This is a genomic window from Bacillota bacterium (assembly GCA_040754675.1).
GTDB lineage: Bacteria > Bacillota > Limnochordia > Limnochordales > Geochordaceae > Geochorda.
Genome location: JBFMCJ010000035.1, coordinates 1 through 16075, shown reverse-complemented (window position 1 = coordinate 16075; position 16075 = coordinate 1). Strand labels below are relative to the sequence as shown.

General features: G+C 70.2%; 15 protein-coding genes. 14 read left to right on the top strand and 1 reads right to left on the bottom strand.

From position 1 onward, the window contains the following. The 13 genes from AB1609_03760 to pheA form a co-directional block, all read left to right on the top strand. Positions 1–564: hypothetical protein (locus AB1609_03760; protein ID MEW6045583.1), on the top strand; the 564-nt coding region annotated here is incomplete at its 5' end. 38 nt (positions 565–602) lie between these two features. Beyond that, positions 603–1805 carry a cysteine desulfurase family protein gene (locus AB1609_03755; protein ID MEW6045582.1) on the top strand — a complete coding sequence of 401 codons (1203 nt, stop codon included), beginning with the start codon at positions 603–605 and terminating at the stop codon, positions 1803–1805. Further along, on the top strand, positions 1798–3057 hold the full coding sequence (gene thiI, locus AB1609_03750) for a tRNA uracil 4-sulfurtransferase ThiI (GenBank protein ID MEW6045581.1): 1260 nt from the start codon (positions 1798–1800) through the stop codon (positions 3055–3057). Before AB1609_03755 ends, thiI begins: the two co-directional genes overlap by 8 nt. Continuing rightward, positions 3014–4942 carry a VanW family protein gene (locus tag AB1609_03745; GenBank protein ID MEW6045580.1) on the top strand — a complete coding sequence of 643 codons (1929 nt, stop codon included), beginning with the start codon at positions 3014–3016 and terminating at the stop codon, positions 4940–4942. Before thiI ends, AB1609_03745 begins: the two co-directional genes overlap by 44 nt. Positions 4943–5012: 70 nt before the next feature. After that, entirely contained in the window at positions 5013–5939 is a 927-nt protein-coding gene (locus tag AB1609_03740) for a branched-chain amino acid transaminase (GenBank protein ID MEW6045579.1), read from the top strand. Then, the gene (gene sucC, locus AB1609_03735; protein ID MEW6045578.1) at positions 5940–7091 is read left to right on the top strand and encodes an ADP-forming succinate--CoA ligase subunit beta; all 1152 of its coding nucleotides are present in this window, start codon (positions 5940–5942) and stop codon (positions 7089–7091) included. A gap of 58 nt (positions 7092–7149) precedes the next feature. Continuing rightward, the gene (gene sucD / locus AB1609_03730) at positions 7150–8040 is read left to right on the top strand and encodes a succinate--CoA ligase subunit alpha (protein MEW6045577.1); all 891 of its coding nucleotides are present in this window, start codon (positions 7150–7152) and stop codon (positions 8038–8040) included. A gap of 168 nt (positions 8041–8208) precedes the next feature. Beyond that, positions 8209–9447: a glycine cleavage system aminomethyltransferase GcvT gene (gene gcvT / locus AB1609_03725; protein MEW6045576.1), complete on the top strand. Its 1239-nt coding sequence runs from the start codon at positions 8209–8211 to the stop codon at positions 9445–9447. A 14-nt stretch (positions 9448–9461) separates the two neighbouring features. Beyond that, positions 9462–9848: a glycine cleavage system protein GcvH gene (gene gcvH, locus AB1609_03720; GenBank protein MEW6045575.1), complete on the top strand. Its 387-nt coding sequence runs from the start codon at positions 9462–9464 to the stop codon at positions 9846–9848. A 7-nt stretch (positions 9849–9855) separates the two neighbouring features. Then, on the top strand, positions 9856–11199 hold the full coding sequence (gene gcvPA / locus AB1609_03715) for an aminomethyl-transferring glycine dehydrogenase subunit GcvPA (protein MEW6045574.1): 1344 nt from the start codon (positions 9856–9858) through the stop codon (positions 11197–11199). A gap of 26 nt (positions 11200–11225) precedes the next feature. Further along, entirely contained in the window at positions 11226–12740 is a 1515-nt protein-coding gene (gcvPB, locus tag AB1609_03710) for an aminomethyl-transferring glycine dehydrogenase subunit GcvPB (GenBank protein ID MEW6045573.1), read from the top strand. 7 nt (positions 12741–12747) lie between these two features. Then, on the top strand, positions 12748–13623 hold the full coding sequence (locus AB1609_03705; protein ID MEW6045572.1) for a lipoate--protein ligase family protein: 876 nt from the start codon (positions 12748–12750) through the stop codon (positions 13621–13623). Next, a complete protein-coding gene (gene pheA / locus AB1609_03700) occupies positions 13616–14473 on the top strand; it encodes a prephenate dehydratase (protein MEW6045571.1) in 858 nt (285 codons plus the stop codon). The genes AB1609_03705 and pheA overlap by 8 nt, the downstream gene beginning before the upstream one ends. A 347-nt stretch (positions 14474–14820) precedes the next feature. Here the strand turns inward: pheA and AB1609_03695 are convergent, their stop codons facing one another. Continuing rightward, entirely contained in the window at positions 14821–15132 is a 312-nt protein-coding gene (locus AB1609_03695) for a DUF6504 family protein (GenBank protein ID MEW6045570.1), read from the bottom strand. Between the two features lie 141 nt (positions 15133–15273). On the opposite strand from AB1609_03695, the gene AB1609_03690 reads away from it, so the two are divergent. Beyond that, positions 15274–16075: DNA glycosylase (locus AB1609_03690; GenBank protein ID MEW6045569.1), on the top strand; the 802-nt coding region annotated here is incomplete at its 3' end.

Sequence of the window (16075 nt, the reverse complement as noted above, 5' to 3'; positions counted from 1 at the left end):
GCCCGGCCCCCGGGCACCGGGCTCCATCCGTTGGCGCCGGGCAACCCCGTGCACTGCTTGCAGGGAGTGTTCATTTATGCGGCAGGCAACGCCGTCTTTGCCAGGCTTGCCGTCGAACGTCTCGTCGCGGCGGAGCGGCTTTCTCCCGCCCACCTGGTGGCCGCCTGTGCCGCCGGTGGGTTTCTCACGGGTGGCGTGGCGGCCGCGGCCCTGTTTGCCATCGGCGCTGCCGGCACGTTCGACCAGCCCATGCCGCTGATGGCCGCCGCGGGCAGGCTCCACCCCACAGTGGCCGTTGTGCACGTCGCCGTGGTGGGGGCCGCCGCGTACACGACTGCCGTCGCAGGGGCTCATGCGCTCGCGTCCGCCGCAGCCGCTGCCTTGGGAGGATCAAGGACAAAGCCGTTGTGGGCGGCGCTGGTCGTGGCATCCGTGCTGCCGGCGGCTCGAGGGGGCTTCGTCGAGACCGTACACCGGCTGTACCCCTTGGGAGGATGGGCGGCCCTGGCGGCGCTGGCCCTCAGTTGGGTCTTTGCAAGGCTCGGCAGGCGGCGCCTATACTAGAAGACGACCATCTCCTGGTGGATGCGTGGTGCCAGGACTTGACCCGTAACGGCCCGTGGGAGCCCGTCTACCTCGATAATGCCGCCACGACCAGGGTACGCCCCGACGTGGCCCAGGCCGTGCTCGAGGCGATGACCGACGGTTACGGCAACGCCTCGTCGCGTCACCGCCTGGGCGCCCGCGCAAGGGCGGCGCTGGAACGGGCTCGAGCTCAGGTGGCGGCCCTCATCGGTGCCGAACAACGCGGGGTCATCTTCACCGCAAGCGCCACCGAGGCCAACAACATGGCGCTGTTTGGGGTGGCGCGGGCGTACTCCCGCCAGGGGCGACACATCGTCACGACGGCCATCGAGCACCCGTCGGTTCTGGAGGTGGCGGCGGCCCTGGAGGCCCTGGGCTACGAGGTGACTCGGGTACCTCCCGGGCCGGACGGGGTGCTCGACCCGTCGGCGGTGGCCGCCCACGTGCGGCAGGATACCGTGCTCGTGTCGGTCATGCTGGTCAACAACGAGACGGGCGCGCTCCAGCCCGTACCCGAGATTGCTCGCCTCGCGCGCTCGCGAAACCCGCGAGCGCTCGTCCACAGCGACCTGGTTCAGGCCGCCGGCAGGATCCCCGTGGACGTGAAGAGCCTCGGGGTGGACCTCGCTTCCTTGAGTGCCCACAAGCTCCACGGGCCCAAGGGCGTCGGGGCGCTGTACGTGGCGCCGGCCGTTCGTATCGAGCCGCTCATCTACGGCGGGGGGCAGGAGCGCGGGCTTCGCAGCGGCACCGAGAACATCCCCGCCATCGTGGGGTTCGGGGTGGCAGCCGAGCTCGCCATGCGGGAACTGCCCGACTCGGCCGCCCGCCTGCGCCGGCTGAGTGAGAGGCTCAGGGCCGGACTTCAAGAGGCCTATCCCCGGATCGTCTTCCTGGGCCCGCAGGACGCGGATCGCCGCGCACCCCACATCGTCTCGGCGGCTTTCCCCGGCCTGCGAGCCGAAGTGCTGGCCACGCACCTCGACCAGGAGGGCGGGGTGCTGGTCTCGACCGGATCGGCGTGCTCGTCCCACAAAGCCCGTACGAGCCACGTGCTGAAGGCAATGGCGCTCGGCGACAGCCTCGCCGATTCCACGATCCGGCTCAGCCTGGGCCTGCTGACCCGCGAGGAGGAGATTGACAGGGCGATCGAGAGCGCAAGGCGCGTCATCACCGACCTTGCAGCCTTTCTCGGGGCACGGGGGCTCTCCCGTGGCTAGCCCGGCTGCTGTGCCTGTGGTGCTCATCCGCTACGGCGAGGTGGGCCTGAAGGGCTCCAACCGCGCGTGGTTCGAACGCATCTTGCGGGAGAACCTCCGCAAGGCCCTGCGCCCGCTGGGGCCGTGGGAGGTGCACAACCTGCGCGGGCGCCTCGTGCTGGCCCCGGGCGACAGGGAGGCCTTCGGCGACCTCCTCGCGGCCGCCGAGCAGGCGGCTGCCGCGGCTTCACGGGTGTTCGGCGTGGTGGGGGCCGGACCCGCGCGGGAGGTGCCGCCGGACCTGCCGGCCATCCTGGCCGCGGCCGAGGCCCTGGTGGCGCGCCGCCTGCCGGCGGAGGCCGGCACCCCGCTCTCCTTCAAGGTCGCAGCGCGCCGCTCCAACAAGCGCTTCCCGCTGGATTCCATGCAGCTCAACCGCGAGGTGGGCGCCCACCTGCTGCGTGCCTTCGGAGGGCGCCTCGTGGTGAACGTGCACGATCCGCAGCTCGTCGTGCGGGTCGAGGTGCGCGACGGATCCGCGTTCGTCTACGACGGCGAACGCCCGGGCCCGGGCGGCCTGCCGGTGGGGGTGAGCGGGCGGGCGCTGGCGCTCCTCTCAGGCGGCATCGACAGCCCTGTTGCCGCCTGGATGGGCATGAAGCGGGGCCTGCGCGTGGACGGTGTCCACTTCCACGCCATGCCCTTCACCACGGAGCAGGCGCTGCTGAAGGTCGTACGGCTCGGGCGCCTGCTGGCCGCATGGCAGGGGGACATGCGGCTGTTCCTCACCCGGTTCACCGACGTGCAGAAGGCCATCTACACCAACTGCCCGCCGGACTACGGCGTCATTCTCATGCGCCGCATGATGGTGCGCATCGCCAACGTGCTTGCGGACCGCCACCGCTACCACGCCCTGGTAACCGGCGAGAACCTCGGCCAGGTGGCGAGCCAGACCCTGCCGAGCATGGCTGCCGTAGAGGCCGTTTCTCGCCGGATCATCCTGCGCCCGCTGGTAGGGATGGATAAGACGGAGATCGTGGAAGCCGCCCGCCGCATCGGCACTTACGACACGTCCACGGAAGCGTACGAGGACTGCTGCACCCTCTTCGTCGCGCGCCACCCGCAGACGCGCCCCGCCCTCGAACGCGTCGAGGCAGTGGAGGCCCGGCTGGATGTGGCCGGCCTCGTGGACGATGCGGTCGCACACACGGAAGTGGTGGAGGCAGCCGATGAACCGGCCTTCCGGCACGGAGTCGCCGCCGCCGGCGGCTGAGGGCGATGACCTCAACCGGGCCCTGGCGCTGGCGCAGGCCCTTCTCGACGAAGGGCGGGCGCAGGCTGCCCTGGACCACCTGTCCGCCCTCGTGACGCTCCACCCTGACTCGGCCGTCCTCTACAACAAGCTCGGGATCTGCCTGGCGCGCCTGAACCGGTTGGAAGAGGCGGCCACCACCTTCGAGCGCGCCTCGGCCCTCGACCCGGCCTATGCAGCGCCGTGGAGCAACCTCGGGAACGTCCGGCTGGAGCAGGGCCGCCCGGCAGAGGCAGAGGCCGCCTACCGGCAGGCGCTCGCCATCGACCCCGACTACGCCCCCGCACACAACAACCTGGCCGCCGCCCTTCGCCGCATGGGGCGCTACGACGAGGCCGTACGCCACCTGAAAGAGGCCGTGCGGCTGCAGCGTGACGCCCAGGTGGACCGTCCCCTGTCGGCGCCGGGAAGGTGGCTCTTCTACGGCGTGCTCGGGCTGGCGGCGATCCTCTACTGGGCGTGGCGGCAGCGGTTGGGTTCGGTGGTGGCGGGAGCCGTGCTGGCGGGACTGGTGTTGGCTGCCGACAGTGCAGTTCACGCCGAAGCGCCGGGCCCGGGTCGCTCAGAGGGGCCTGCCGCCGAGGCGGTCCTGCCGGAGGGGCTTGTCGCTGCGGGCTCAAACGCCGAAGGCCTGACTCCCTCTGAATTGCGTGCCCGACTGGCCGTCGTGGCTGCCGCGATGCTGGCCGAGCCCATCGTGCTGCGGGCCGGAGACGAGCACATCGAAGTCGTTCCGGCCTCTCTGGGCATCCAGGCGGACATCGAGGCTACCCTGAGGCAGGCCGCGGAGGCGGCGAGGTCACCCCCCGGCCTTTCAGCAGAACCCATACGGCTCCGCCTCTCTGGCCCGGATCCGAAGGCGGTTCGCAGCCTTGCGGCGCGCCTCGACCGGCTCGCGGGTCAGGCCGCCGTCGAGCCCCGGATCTTCTTTGACGCTGCGGGCCGAGGAACCATTGTCCCCGGGCGTGCGGGGCGCCGCGTCGATGCCAGGGCTCTTGCCTCACTCGTAGTGGACGCGGCCGCGGCCCCGCGCCCCCGGGTCGTCGACGTGCCGTTCGAGGACACCCGCCCCGCCTTGAGCGAGGCCGACCTGGCGCCGCTCGCCGAGGCCAGGCCGCTGGCCTCCTATGCGACCCGGTACGACCCCGGGCAGGCCGAGCGGGCCGGCAACATCTCCACGGCGGCCCGGGAGCTGAACGGGCTCGTCCTGCGCCCCGGGGAGGTCTTCTCCTTCAACGAAGCGGTCGGGCCGCGCATCACCGAGCGCGGCTACAAGGAAGCCCCCGTCCTCCTCAACGGGCGGCTGGTGGTGGACGTGGGGGGCGGCGTCTGCCAGGTTTCCACCACGCTTTACAACGCGGCCCTCCTCGGGGGCCTTTCGGCCAGGTCGCGGGCCCCCCACTCCCGGCCGGTCTGGTACGTCAGCCTCGCCCGGGACGCCACCGTGGCGTACAATCTCATCGACCTGAGGCTTCACAATCCCGCGCCGTATCCGGTGGCCGTTCAGGCCGCCGCGGGCGGCGGGGAGCTGACCGTGACGCTATGGGCCCCCGCATGGGCGCAGCCGCTTCCGTGGAGGCTTCGCACCGTGGTGGAGCAGGCCATCCTCGCCGGCACGGTCGCGGTGGAGGACCCTTCCCTGGCTCCCGGCGACGAGCGGCTGGAGGAGCCGGCCGCCACAGGCTACGTGGCCACCCTATGGCGCGAACTCCCACTGTACGGCCCCTTCGCCGTGCGGGAGCGGGTAAACCGCTCCTACTACGCGCCCCGGCCGGCCCAGATGCGGGTCGCTCCGCAAGGCCTGCCGCCGCCCGTGCCGGAGGAGGAAATGCCCGGCCCGGAGTGAATCTCGACTCCCACCAGCATCCTCAATCGTGGACCGGCTTTATCTTCGACAGGGGGCGGCAAACAGCACCATGGGACGTTTCGCTTACTTTCAAGGACGAGTCGTACCGATCGAGGAAGCTCGCCTGAGCATCATGAGCCACGCGCTCCACTACGGGACCGGCTGCTTCGAGGGAATCCGCGCCTACTGGAACGAGGAACACCGCCAGCTCTACGTGTTCCGCCTGCGCGAGCACTTCGAACGCATGCTGAACTCTTGCAAGATTCTGAGGATAACCCCCCGCCTCTCGGTGGACGAACTGGTGGCCATCACGCTGGACGTTCTCCGCAGGAACGGCGACCGGGAGGACGTCTACGTCCGGCCCCTCTTCTACAAGAGCGAACACGCCATCGGCGTCCGGCTGCACCAGCTTTCGGACGACTTTGCGCTGTTTGCCGTCCCCTTCGGCGCGTACATCGATGTGGAGAAGCCCATACGCTGCAAGGTTTCGTCGTGGCGCCACGTCAACGACAACGCCATCCCGATGCGGGCGAAGGTCTGCGGCGCTTACGTGAACGCGGCGCTCGCCAAGTCCGAGGTCATGGAGGAGGGGTACGACGAGGCCATCTTCCTGACCATGGACGGGCACGTGTCGGAGGGGAGCGCTGAGAACCTCTTCATCGTGCGCGGCGGGCGCCTGATCACCACCCCGGTTTACGAGGACATTCTGGAGGGGATCACCCGCGCGACGATCATGCAGCTCGCCCGGGAGCAGCTCGAGGTGGCTGTCGAGGAGCGCCCCATCGACCGCACCGAGCTTTACGTGGCCGACGAGGTATTCCTGGTCGGCACCGGTGCCCAGGTGAGCGCCGTGGGGGAGGTCGACCGGCGCCCGGTGGGGACCGGCGAGATGGGGCCGATCACCAGAGCCATCCAGCAGCTCTACTTCAACGTGGTCAAGGGCAGGGTGCCGGCGTACCGGCACTGGCTCACTCCGGTCTACCAGGAGGCGAAGTGAATGCGGCTGACGGAAGCGCAATCCAAGGCGCTGTTTCGCAGCGTGGGCCTGCCCACGCCCGACGGCGAACTGGCCACCAACCCCGACGAGGCCGGGCGAATCGCCGGACGGCTGGGAGGGCGCGTCGCCGTCAAGGTTCAGATCCCCATCGGCGGCCGCGGCAAGGCGGGGGGCATCCGGCTTGCGGATTCCCCGAACCAGGCGGCCGAACATGCCCGCGCCCTGCTCGGATCCCGCATCCGGGACTATGTGGTGCGCGAGGTGCTGGTGGAGCGGGCCGTTCCCATCTCCCGTGAGTATTACCTGAGCGTTACCGTCGACCGTGCGCGCCAGTCTCCCGTGGCGATTTTCTCCACCGCCGGCGGCATGGACATCGAAGAGGTGGCCGAACAGACGCCCGAGCGTATCGCCAAGCAGTGGATCGACATCGGGCTGGGCTTGAGGGACTTCCACGCACGGCGCCTTTTCGACGAGGGCGGGGCGCCCGCCGCGCTGCGGGCGGAGCTAGGGCGGTTCCTGTCCGGCCTCTGGGGGCTATTCAACCGGGTGGATGCGCAGCTCGTCGAGATCAACCCCCTCGCCGAGACCCAGGACGGGCATCTCGTCGCGCTTGACGGCAAGGTGGAGATCGACGACAACGCGCTGTTCCGGCACCCCGACCTGGCGGCCATGCGGTCCGTCGAGGCAGACCACCCCCTGGAGCGCGAGGCGCGAGCGCACAATTTGGCCTACGTCAAGCTGACGGGCAGCGTCGGTGTGATCGGCAACGGCGCGGGGCTCGTTATGGCGACGCTCGACGCGGTGCAGCGGGAGGGCGGCCGGCCGGGCAACTTCCTGGACATAGGGGGCGGAGCGCGCGCCGAGGTGGTGGAAAAGGCCCTCCGCATCGTCATGAGCGACCCCGAGGTGAAGGCCGTCTTGCTCAACGTGTTCGGCGGGATCACCCGCTGCGACGAGGTCGCCAGGGGGCTTGTCCAGGCCCTTTCGGCGCTGGGCGGGCCCCGGGTTCCTGTGGTGGTGCGCCTGGCCGGCACCCGCGAGGAGGAGGGGCGGGCGCTTCTGGCTCAAAGCCGCGTGAACGGCGTGGAGAGCGCCGCCACCTTCCAGGAGGCGGCGCGCCGGGCCGTGCAGCTCGCCACCGCCGCCGGGTGACCCAGACTGCGGAAGCGACAGCACCGCACCCTGAGCAGAGAGGAGCGCCGCATACATCATGGCCATACTTGCAGACCGGAGCACGCGGCTCATCGTTCAGGGCATTACGGGCCGGGAGGGCGCCTTTCACACCCGGCAGATGCTTGATTACGGTACCCGGGTCGTGGCCGGCGTGACCCCCGGAAAGGGCGGGACCGCCGTCGAAGGCGTGCCGGTGTTCGACACGGTCGCGCGGGCCAGGGAGGCCACGGGTGCGAACGCCTCCATCATCTTCGTCCCGGCCGCCTTCGCCGCGGACGCCGCCCTGGAGGCCATCGAAGCAGGGTTGAAGCTGGTCGTCGTCATCACCGAGGGCATCCCGGTCCAGGACATGCTGCGGGTGGTGGCGAGAGCTCGTGAGAAGCAAACACGCCTCATCGGGCCCAACTGCCCGGGGCTCATCTCGCCGGGCGAGGCACTCCTGGGAATCCTGCCGGGCCGGGTCTTCACGCCGGGCCCGGTAGGGATCGTCTCCCGCAGCGGTACGCTCACGTACGAGGTGGTGCACCTGCTGGGCCGGGCCGGCCTGGGGCAGTCCACCTGCGTGGGGGTGGGCGGCGATCCCATCATCGGCACCCGCTTCGCGGACGTGCTCCAGCTCTTCGAGCAGGACCCGGCCACCGAAGCCGTGGTGCTCATCGGGGAGATCGGCGGCACGGACGAGGAAGAGGCGGCGGCGTTCATCCGGCGGTCCATGACCAAGCCAGTGGTCTCTTTCATCTCCGGCCGCACCGCGCCGCCGGGCAAGCGCATGGGGCACGCGGGCGCCATTATCTCCGGGCGCATGGGCACACCCCAGTCGAAGGTGGAGGCCCTCACCGCCGCGGGGGTGCCGGTCGCCTCCTCCATCGACGAGATTCCCCAACTCGTGAAGGAGCGCATAGGCAGAGCGGTTGCTGGGCGTGCCTGATGCGGCCCCGCTTGCCGCGGCTGGCCGGCCTCAGCGGCTGCGGGGCACCCACCAGACGATCACCCGCCGGCGCCAGATGAGACGGGGGATCGCCATAAGGATGAAGCGGCGTAGCATGGCCTGACCTCAGCCTCCCGGCGGGCATCCTATGCGCCGGAGCCGCCGCGGGTGCAGGGCGCCTGCGCAGAAGGAGTTTGGCGGCGCCGGCGGGAAGTTTCCAGGGGAGGCGAGGCCGCCGTGTCACACCCACAGCCTCAGCCGCAGGCCGCTCGGACCCCGCTTGCGGGCGTTCACGAGCGGCTTGGCGCGCGGATGATAGAATTTGCCGGGTGGTGGATGCCGGTCCAGTACTCCAGCATCGTCGAAGAACACCGAACCGTCCGGCAGCGGGCTGGCCTTTTCGACCTTTCCCACATGGGCGAGCTGATCGTGGAAGGCCCGGATGCCACCGCCGCGCTCAACTCGCTCGTGAGCTGCAACGTGGCCGCGCTGCGACCCGGCCAGGCTCGCTACGGGGTCATGTGCCTGCCGGGTGGAGGCATCATCGACGACCTCCTGGTCTACCGGGAAGGCCCGGACCGGTACATGCTCGTGGTCAACGCGGCCTGCCGCCCCAAGGACCGGGCCTGGCTGGAGCAGCACCTGGCAGGCTCCCGGGTGAGCCTGTCGGACGAGACCGAGGGCATTGCCCTCGTGGCGGTCCAGGGGCCGAAGGCCCAGGAGATGCTGCAACCCCTGACCTCCGGCCTCGATCTGGACGCCCTGCCCTTTTACCACTTCGGCCGCGGCCAGGTCGCGGGCATCCCGGCCCTGCTCTCTCGCACCGGCTACACGGGCGAGGACGGCTTCGAAATCTTCGTGGACGCTGCCCGCGCCGAGAGGCTCTGGGATACTTTGATGAACGAGTCGCCCCGGGTGGGGGCCCTGCCGGTCGGCCTCGGGGCCCGCGACACGCTGCGCCTGGAAGCGCGCTACGCGCTGTACGGCCACGACATCGATGAGACCACCACCCCGCTCGAGGCCAACCTGGGGTGGGTCGTGGACTTCGAGAAGGGGGACTTCATCGGCCGCCACGCCCTGGTGCAGCAGAAAGAGCGCGGCATGCTGCAGCGGCTGGTGGGGTTCGTCATGGAGGAGCGGGGCATTCCCCGGGAAGGTTATGCCCTCGTTGACCCGGCCACGGGGCGCAAGGTCGGCCGCGTGACCAGCGGCACGCTTTCGCCCACGCTCCAGCAGGGCATCGGCATGGGGTATGTGCCCGCCGCGATGAGCGCTCCCGAAACGCCGGTAGGCGTGGAGATACGAGGGCAGGTGCACCGGGCGCGCATCATCAAGGGAAGCTTCGTGCCCATTCGCACCCGCGCCCGCAGTGAGGCCCGTAAGGCATTCGACAAGCAAAAACCCTGAGGGGGCGGTGCACGTTGTATCCGGCTTCGCTGAAGTACACCAAGGAACACGAGTGGGCCGCCGTGGACGGGCGGCGGGTCCGGATCGGCATCACCTTCTACGCGCAGAAGGAACTGGGCGACGTGGTCTACATCGAACTCCCGAAGGTGGGGGCGACCGTCGAGCGCGAGAAGCGGCTGGCGGTGGTGGAGTCGGTCAAGGCCGTCTCCGACGTCTACGCCCCCGTCTCGGGCACCGTCGTCGAGGTCAACGAGAAGCTCCAGGACTCGCCCGAGCTGGTCAACAAAGACCCGTACGGCGAGGGCTGGATGTGCGTCATCGAAGCCTCGGATCCCGGGGAGTTCGCGCTGCTCTTGAGCGCGGCGGACTACAGGGCCCTCATCGGCGAGAACGGGGGTTGAAGGGCGCATGGACTATGTGCCCATGACGGACGCCGAGCGCCGGGAGATGCTGGCGCGAATCGGCGTCAAGAGCGTGGAGGACCTCTTCGAGGACATCCCGGAACAGGTACGCCTGCGCCGCCCCCTCAATCTGCCCCCTCCCATGAGCGAAGCCGAACTCCTCGCCCACATGCGCTCGCTTGCCGCACGCAACGCCGACCTCGACCGTTATACCTCTTTCTTGGGCGCCGGGGCATACGACCACCTGATCCCGTCGGTCGTGAGGCACGTGCTTTCGCGCTCGGAGTTCTACACCGCCTACACCCCGTACCAGGCCGAGGTGAGCCAGGGCGTCCTGCAGACCATCTTCGAGTACCAGACCCTGGTTTGCCAGCTGACGGGGCTGGACGCGGCCAACGCCTCCATGTACGACGGGGCATCGGCGGCCGCCGAAGCGGCCCTCATGGCGGTGGGTGCCACGGGGCGCCGGCGGGTCGCGGTCTCGGCCGCGGTGCACCCCGAGTACCGCCGGGTCATGGCCACCTACCTGGGTAACCAGGACGTGGCGCTCGACACGGTGCCGTGGCGCATGGGCGTCACCAACCTGGACGCCCTGCAGCAGGCCGCAGGCACAGACTTGGCCGCCGTGGTGGTACAGAACCCCAACTTCTTCGGATCCATTGAGGAGATGCAGGCCGCCTCGGAGATCGCGCACCGGGCGGGGGCGCTGTTCGTGGCGGTTGTGGACCCCATTTCCCTGGGAATCCTCGCGCCACCCGGCGAGTACGGCGCCGACATTGCGGTGGGCGAAGGGCAGGGTCTGGGCAACGCCATCGGCTTTGGCGGGCCGTACCTCGGCTTCTTTGCCGCCAGGCGGGACCTCATCCGCCGCATGCCCGGCCGCATTGCCGGCGTGACCCGGGACGTGGACGGGCGGCGGGGGTTCGTCCTGACGCTGCAGACCCGGGAGCAGCACATCCGGCGGGAGCGCGCCACCTCCAACATCTGCACCAACCAGGCGCTCAACGCGCTGGCCGCCACGGCATACCTCGCCATGATCGGGCGCCAGGGCATCCGCCGGGTGGGGGAGCTGTGCGTTCAAAGGTCGCACTACGCCTACGAGGCGCTCACCGGCATCCCGGGCATCCGGCCCATGTGGGATGCGCCGTTCTTCAAGGAGTTCGTCGTGGAGATGGACGGGGAGATCCCCGAGATATTGACCCGGCTCTGGCAGGAATACAGCATCATCGGTGGGCTGCCGCTGGGCAACTTCTACGAGGGCCTGGAGCGGGGCGTGCTCTGGTGCGTCACCGAGGCCCGCACCCGTGAAGATATCGACCGGCTGGCTGGCGTGCTGCGCCAGCTTGCCTGAGACGGGGAAGGGTGTGTGGGGTTTTCATGGGCGATGGCATCGGGGCGGGTCGGGCGACCGAAAACGTGCCGGCGACGGAACAGCCGGACCCGCCGCTTCTGTTCGAGCGGGGCGCTCCCGGGCGGGTGGCGTATCAGTTCCCCGAGCTGGACGTGCCCGCAAGGCCCCTGGAGCAGCTCATCCCGGCCGCGGCGCTTCGGAAGGAGCCGGCGCCCCTTCCTGAACTTTCGGAAATCGAAGTGGTGCGCCACTTCACGCAGGCCTCCAGGCGTAACCACGCGGTGGACGTGGACTTCTACCCGCTTGGCTCATGCACGATGAAGTACAACCCCAAGGTGAACGAGGAGGCGGCCCAGCTTCCCGGCTTTGCCCGCATCCACCCCTACCAGCCCGAGGAGAGCGTGCAGGGCGCTCTGGAGCTGATGTACCGTTTGGAGCGGTACCTGTGCGAGATCGCCGGGCTGGCGAGGGCGACGCTGCAGCCGGCCGCCGGGGCGCACGGGGAGCTGACGGGGCTGTTGCTCATCAAGGCGTACCACAAGGACCGAGGCCAGCACGAACAGCGCCGGGAGATCATCGTTCCCGACTCGGCCCACGGCACCAACCCGGCCAGCGTCACCATGAGCGGCTACCGGATGGTGCAGGTGCCCACGGACGCCCGGGGCGGGGTGGACGTCAAAGCGCTGCGCAAGGCCGTCGGGCCGCAGACGGCAGGCCTGATGCTGACCAACCCCAACACGCTCGGGCTGTTTGATGAGAACATTCTGGGAATTGCGCGCATCGTCCACGACGCCGGCGGTCTTTTGTACTACGACGGCGCCAACGCCAACGCCATCCTGGGCATCTCCCGGCCCGGCGACATGGGCTTCGACATCGTCCACTTCAACCTGCACAAGACCTTCTCCACCCCCCACGGCGGCGGCGGCCCGGGTTCCGGCCCCATCGCCGTCCGGGAGTCCATCGTGCCGTACCTGCCGGTGCCGCTGGTGGAGTTCGACGGGGAACGGTACCGCCTCAACTACGAACTGCCCAAGAGCATCGGCAGGGTTCGAAGCTTCTACGGCAACTTCGGGGTGCTGGTGCGGGCGTACGCTTACATCCGCGCCCTTGGGCCGCAGGGCCTCCGCCGCGTGAGCGAGGCGGCCGTGCTCAACGCCAATTACCTGATGCGCCTTCTGGCCGAGGACTACCACCTGCCCTACGACCGGCACTGCAAGCACGAGTTCGTCCTGTCGGCGGTCAGGCAGAAGCGCCACGGGGTCAGGGCGGGCGATATCGCCAAGCGCATCCTCGACTTCGGGATGCACGCCCCGACGGTCTACTTCCCGCTCATCGTGGAAGAGGCGCTGATGATCGAGCCGACCGAGACGGAGACGAAGGGGACGCTGGACCGCTTCGCCGCGGTCATGAAGCAGATCGCACGGGAGGCAGAAAGCGACCCCGAGCGGGTCACGAGCGCGCCGCACCGCACGCCGGTACGCCGGCTCGACGAGGTCACGGCGGCGCGCAACCCGGTCGTCTGCTTTACGCCGGGGGCGTAAAGGCGGCGTGACGGAGCGGTGGCGGCTGATCATTGATCCGCCGGACGGTGCCGCCTGGAACATGGCCGTCGATGAGGCCCTCCTGAGGGCGGCCGAACGCGGCACGTCGGAGCCGGTGCTGCGCCTCTACCGATGGGAGCCGGCGGCCGTGTCGCTGGGGTACTTCCAGGAGTGGGGCCGGGCGGTGAACGAGGCGGCCTGCCGCGAGGCGGGCATCGACATCGTCCGCCGCCCGACGGGCGGGCGGGCCGTCTTTCACCACCGAGAGGTCACGTACAGCGTCGTGCTGCCACCGGGCCACCCCATGGGAGGCCAGACGGTCATGGAGGGATACCGGCGGATCAGCGAGGCGCTGCAAGCGGGGCTCGCCCGGCTCGGCATCGCGGCCGTTCTCGCCCGGCCGGCCGCGTCGCCGGCGGGGGAGGGCAGGGAGGCTCTGGCCGGCGCCTGTTTCGACTCCGCCTCCCGCTACGAACTCGAGTGGAACGGACGCAAGGTCGTCGGCAGCGCCCAGCTTCGCCGGGCATCCGGGGCCGTCTTGCAGCACGGCAGCATCCCACTTGAGTTCGACGCCGAACTCACCGCCCGGGTGCTTGCGCCCGGAGGCCGGGGGGCGCGGTTCCTCGCGCTGATCCTCGCAGAACGGGCAGGCTCGCTCAGCCAGGCGCTGGGGCGCCCCGTGGAGTTCGACGAAGCGGCCCCGGCCATCGCCGAAGGCTTTGCAGCCGCCGCCGGGGTCGTGTGGGACAGGGGCTTTCTCACCGAAGAGGAACGGAGGGTGGCCTCGCAGCTTGCCGCCAGCCGCTATGCCACCGACGAGTGGAACCGCATCCGGCCGGCAGGGCGCACCGATAGGGGAGAGGCCGGCCGGGGCGGTGGGTAAGATCGGGTACCTGGGGCCGGAGGGCAGCTTCAGCCACGAGGCGGCCTCCCGGTGGGCCGGGCGCCAGGGCGGAGGGGCCGTGCTCGAAGCGTTCGGCGACCTGCCATCTCTCTTTTCTGCCGCGGAGCGCGGTTCGGTTGCCCAGGCCGTCTGCCCCCTCGAAAACTCGCTGGAAGGCTCGGTCACCCTCTCGCTCGACCTGTGGCTGCACGAGAGCACGCTGGTTCAGGTGGGCGAGATCGTCCTGGAGGTGCGCCAGTGGTTGCTGGCTCGCCCGGGGGTGCAACTGCACCAGATCGAGCGGCTCCTCTCCCATCCGCAGGCGCTGGCGCAGTGCCGCCGGACGCTGCGTTCGCTCCTGCCCGGCGCGGCCATCGAGCACGCCCCGAGTACGGCAGAGGCCGCGCGCCGGGTAGCCGCCTCCGACCGGCCGTGGGCGGCCGTGGCCAGTGGGGAAGCGGCGGCGCGATACGGCCTGGCCGTAGCGTTCGGGCCGGTGCAGGACGGTGACCCTAACGCCACCCGCTTCGGGGTGCTGGCGCGAGGCTGGCCCCAGCCGACGGGCCATGACCGCACCAGCCTCGTGGTGGGAAGCCTGAGCGACCGGCCAGGGCTTTTGCGGGACCTGCTGGCGGAGTTCGCAGACCGGGGGATCAACCTGAGCCGCATCGAGTCGCGCCCCTCGCGCGAGGGGATGGGGCGCTACCTCTTCCTGATCGACCTGGAGGGCCACGCCTCGGAGCCGCCCGTAGCCGCCGCGCTGGCCGCGGTCCGGCGCCACGTCGGGTACTTCAGGCTGCTGGGTTCGTATCCTCGGGACCCCGGCGCGGCCAGCCGAGCGGATCGGTGAGGGGCGGCCGCCTCCCGGCCTCATGGAGCGGCCGGACGGCTGCCCCGGGACATTGCCGGCAGGCAGGAGCCGTGGCTGCGGTACCGCCTGCGTGGGGCGCCTGCATGCGCTTCAAGAGCGCATAACGGCGCAACATGGCGCTGACCGCAGCCCGCCGCTGGATCTTCACCCCGAAGTTGTGACAGCTGTTGGCCGAGCACTCCCAGCAGCGGCCGCCCGCCAGCCGGTTCGCACAATCCCGGACGGTGCAGCTGCCCGGTTCGAGCGCCGGGCAGCCGGGGCAGAAGCCCCCGCGGTAGGCCGGGCAGGTGTCGCAGTAAATGCCGCAGCGGGAGACCACCGCTTGGTCAGGATGCGCCGGGAGCAAGCTTCCTCAGCAACGCCCAGTGAGCGACATGCGGGTCGAAAGCCAGGTCGAACACCGCGCCGTCCTGCGTCCGGACGCGGAAGTAAGTCCGCCCCTCCCCGGCGCGCGCCGGTGTCCCGAACCGCACCTCCCGCGGGCGCAGCGCGCCCCTCGCCCTCAAAGGCTGATCCTGCCAGCGCTTCAGCACGGCGGCCACGGTGAAGTCCCGGCCCTGCCAGCGGAACGTGCGCGGGATCGGCACCTGGCCTTCCACCGCCGGTGTCTCGACCTCCGTCATTTCAATGGGTTGCACGAACAACCATCACCTCGCTCGAGGGGCAGCCCGCCGTTTGCACACCTCTAACCTTGACGGCACGCGGGGCGTCCCGTATCGTGCACTACTGGTGGCTCCATTGTACTACATCCGGGAGACCAGGCCCCCGGGGACGGCGCCGTGAGCAGGGCGCCTGGCGAGGCGCGCGTCGCGCCGGCCGACCCGTTCGGGCAGCCCATCAACTTCGAACTGACCCTCGACGGAGGCCAGACCTTCCGGTGGTGGAGGCGCGAGCCGGGCGTGTTCGAGGGCCTGGCGGGGCCGTTCCCGGTGCGGCTGATCGTCGATCCGGCCCTGCCGCCGGGGGCTCTGCGGGTAAGCGGCGAACGGCCGGGTGAGAGCCCGTCACCCCTCCATGCGGCCCTTGTCAAGCTGCTTGACCTGCCCCGGGACTACGCCACCCTCCAGGGCCGGCTCGTTGCGCGCGATCCGGCCATCGCCCCCGCCGTCGAGGCGACCCGCGGGCTTCGCATCGCGAGGGTGCCGCCGTGGGAGGCCCTGCTCTCGTTCATCCTCTCGAGCCACACTCATATCCCGCGGATCAAGCGGATGCTCGCGCGCCTTTGCGACGAGCTGGGCGGCGCCGGCCCCGGCGGCCTTCCGGCGCCGGAAGCTCTCGCCGCCGCCGGAGAGCGCGAGCTTCGCCGCCTCGGGCTCGGGTACCGGGCCGCGTACGTCGCCCGAACCGCGCAGATGCTGGCCGCCGACCCGGGATACCTCGATGCGGGGCAAGCTCTTGCCACGCCGGACCTCATCGCCCACCTGATGCGCCTGCCCGGCGTCGGGGAGAAGGTGGCCAACTGCGTCGCCCTGTTCGGGTATGGCCGGTGGGACGCGTTTCCCATTGACCGGTGGGCCAGAAGGGCCGTGGAGCAGTTTTACTTCGGCGGAGAGCGGGTGGGTGCGGCGCGCCTGCGGACCT

Bases quoted from the DNA above. Each gene is read 5' to 3' on its own strand.
- AB1609_03745 (MEW6045580.1), top strand. From the start codon at position 3,014: ATGAACCGGCCTTCCGGCACGGAGTCGCCGCCGCCGGCGGCTGAGGGC.
- AB1609_03740 (MEW6045579.1), top strand. From the start codon at position 5,013: ATGGGACGTTTCGCTTACTTTCAAGGACGAGTCGTACCGATCGAGGAA.
- sucC (MEW6045578.1), top strand. From the start codon at position 5,940: ATGCGGCTGACGGAAGCGCAATCCAAGGCGCTGTTTCGCAGCGTGGGC.
- sucD (MEW6045577.1), top strand. From the start codon at position 7,150: ATGGCCATACTTGCAGACCGGAGCACGCGGCTCATCGTTCAGGGCATT.
- gcvPA (MEW6045574.1), top strand. From the start codon at position 9,856: ATGGACTATGTGCCCATGACGGACGCCGAGCGCCGGGAGATGCTGGCG.
- gcvPB (MEW6045573.1), top strand. From the start codon at position 11,226: ATGGGCGATGGCATCGGGGCGGGTCGGGCGACCGAAAACGTGCCGGCG.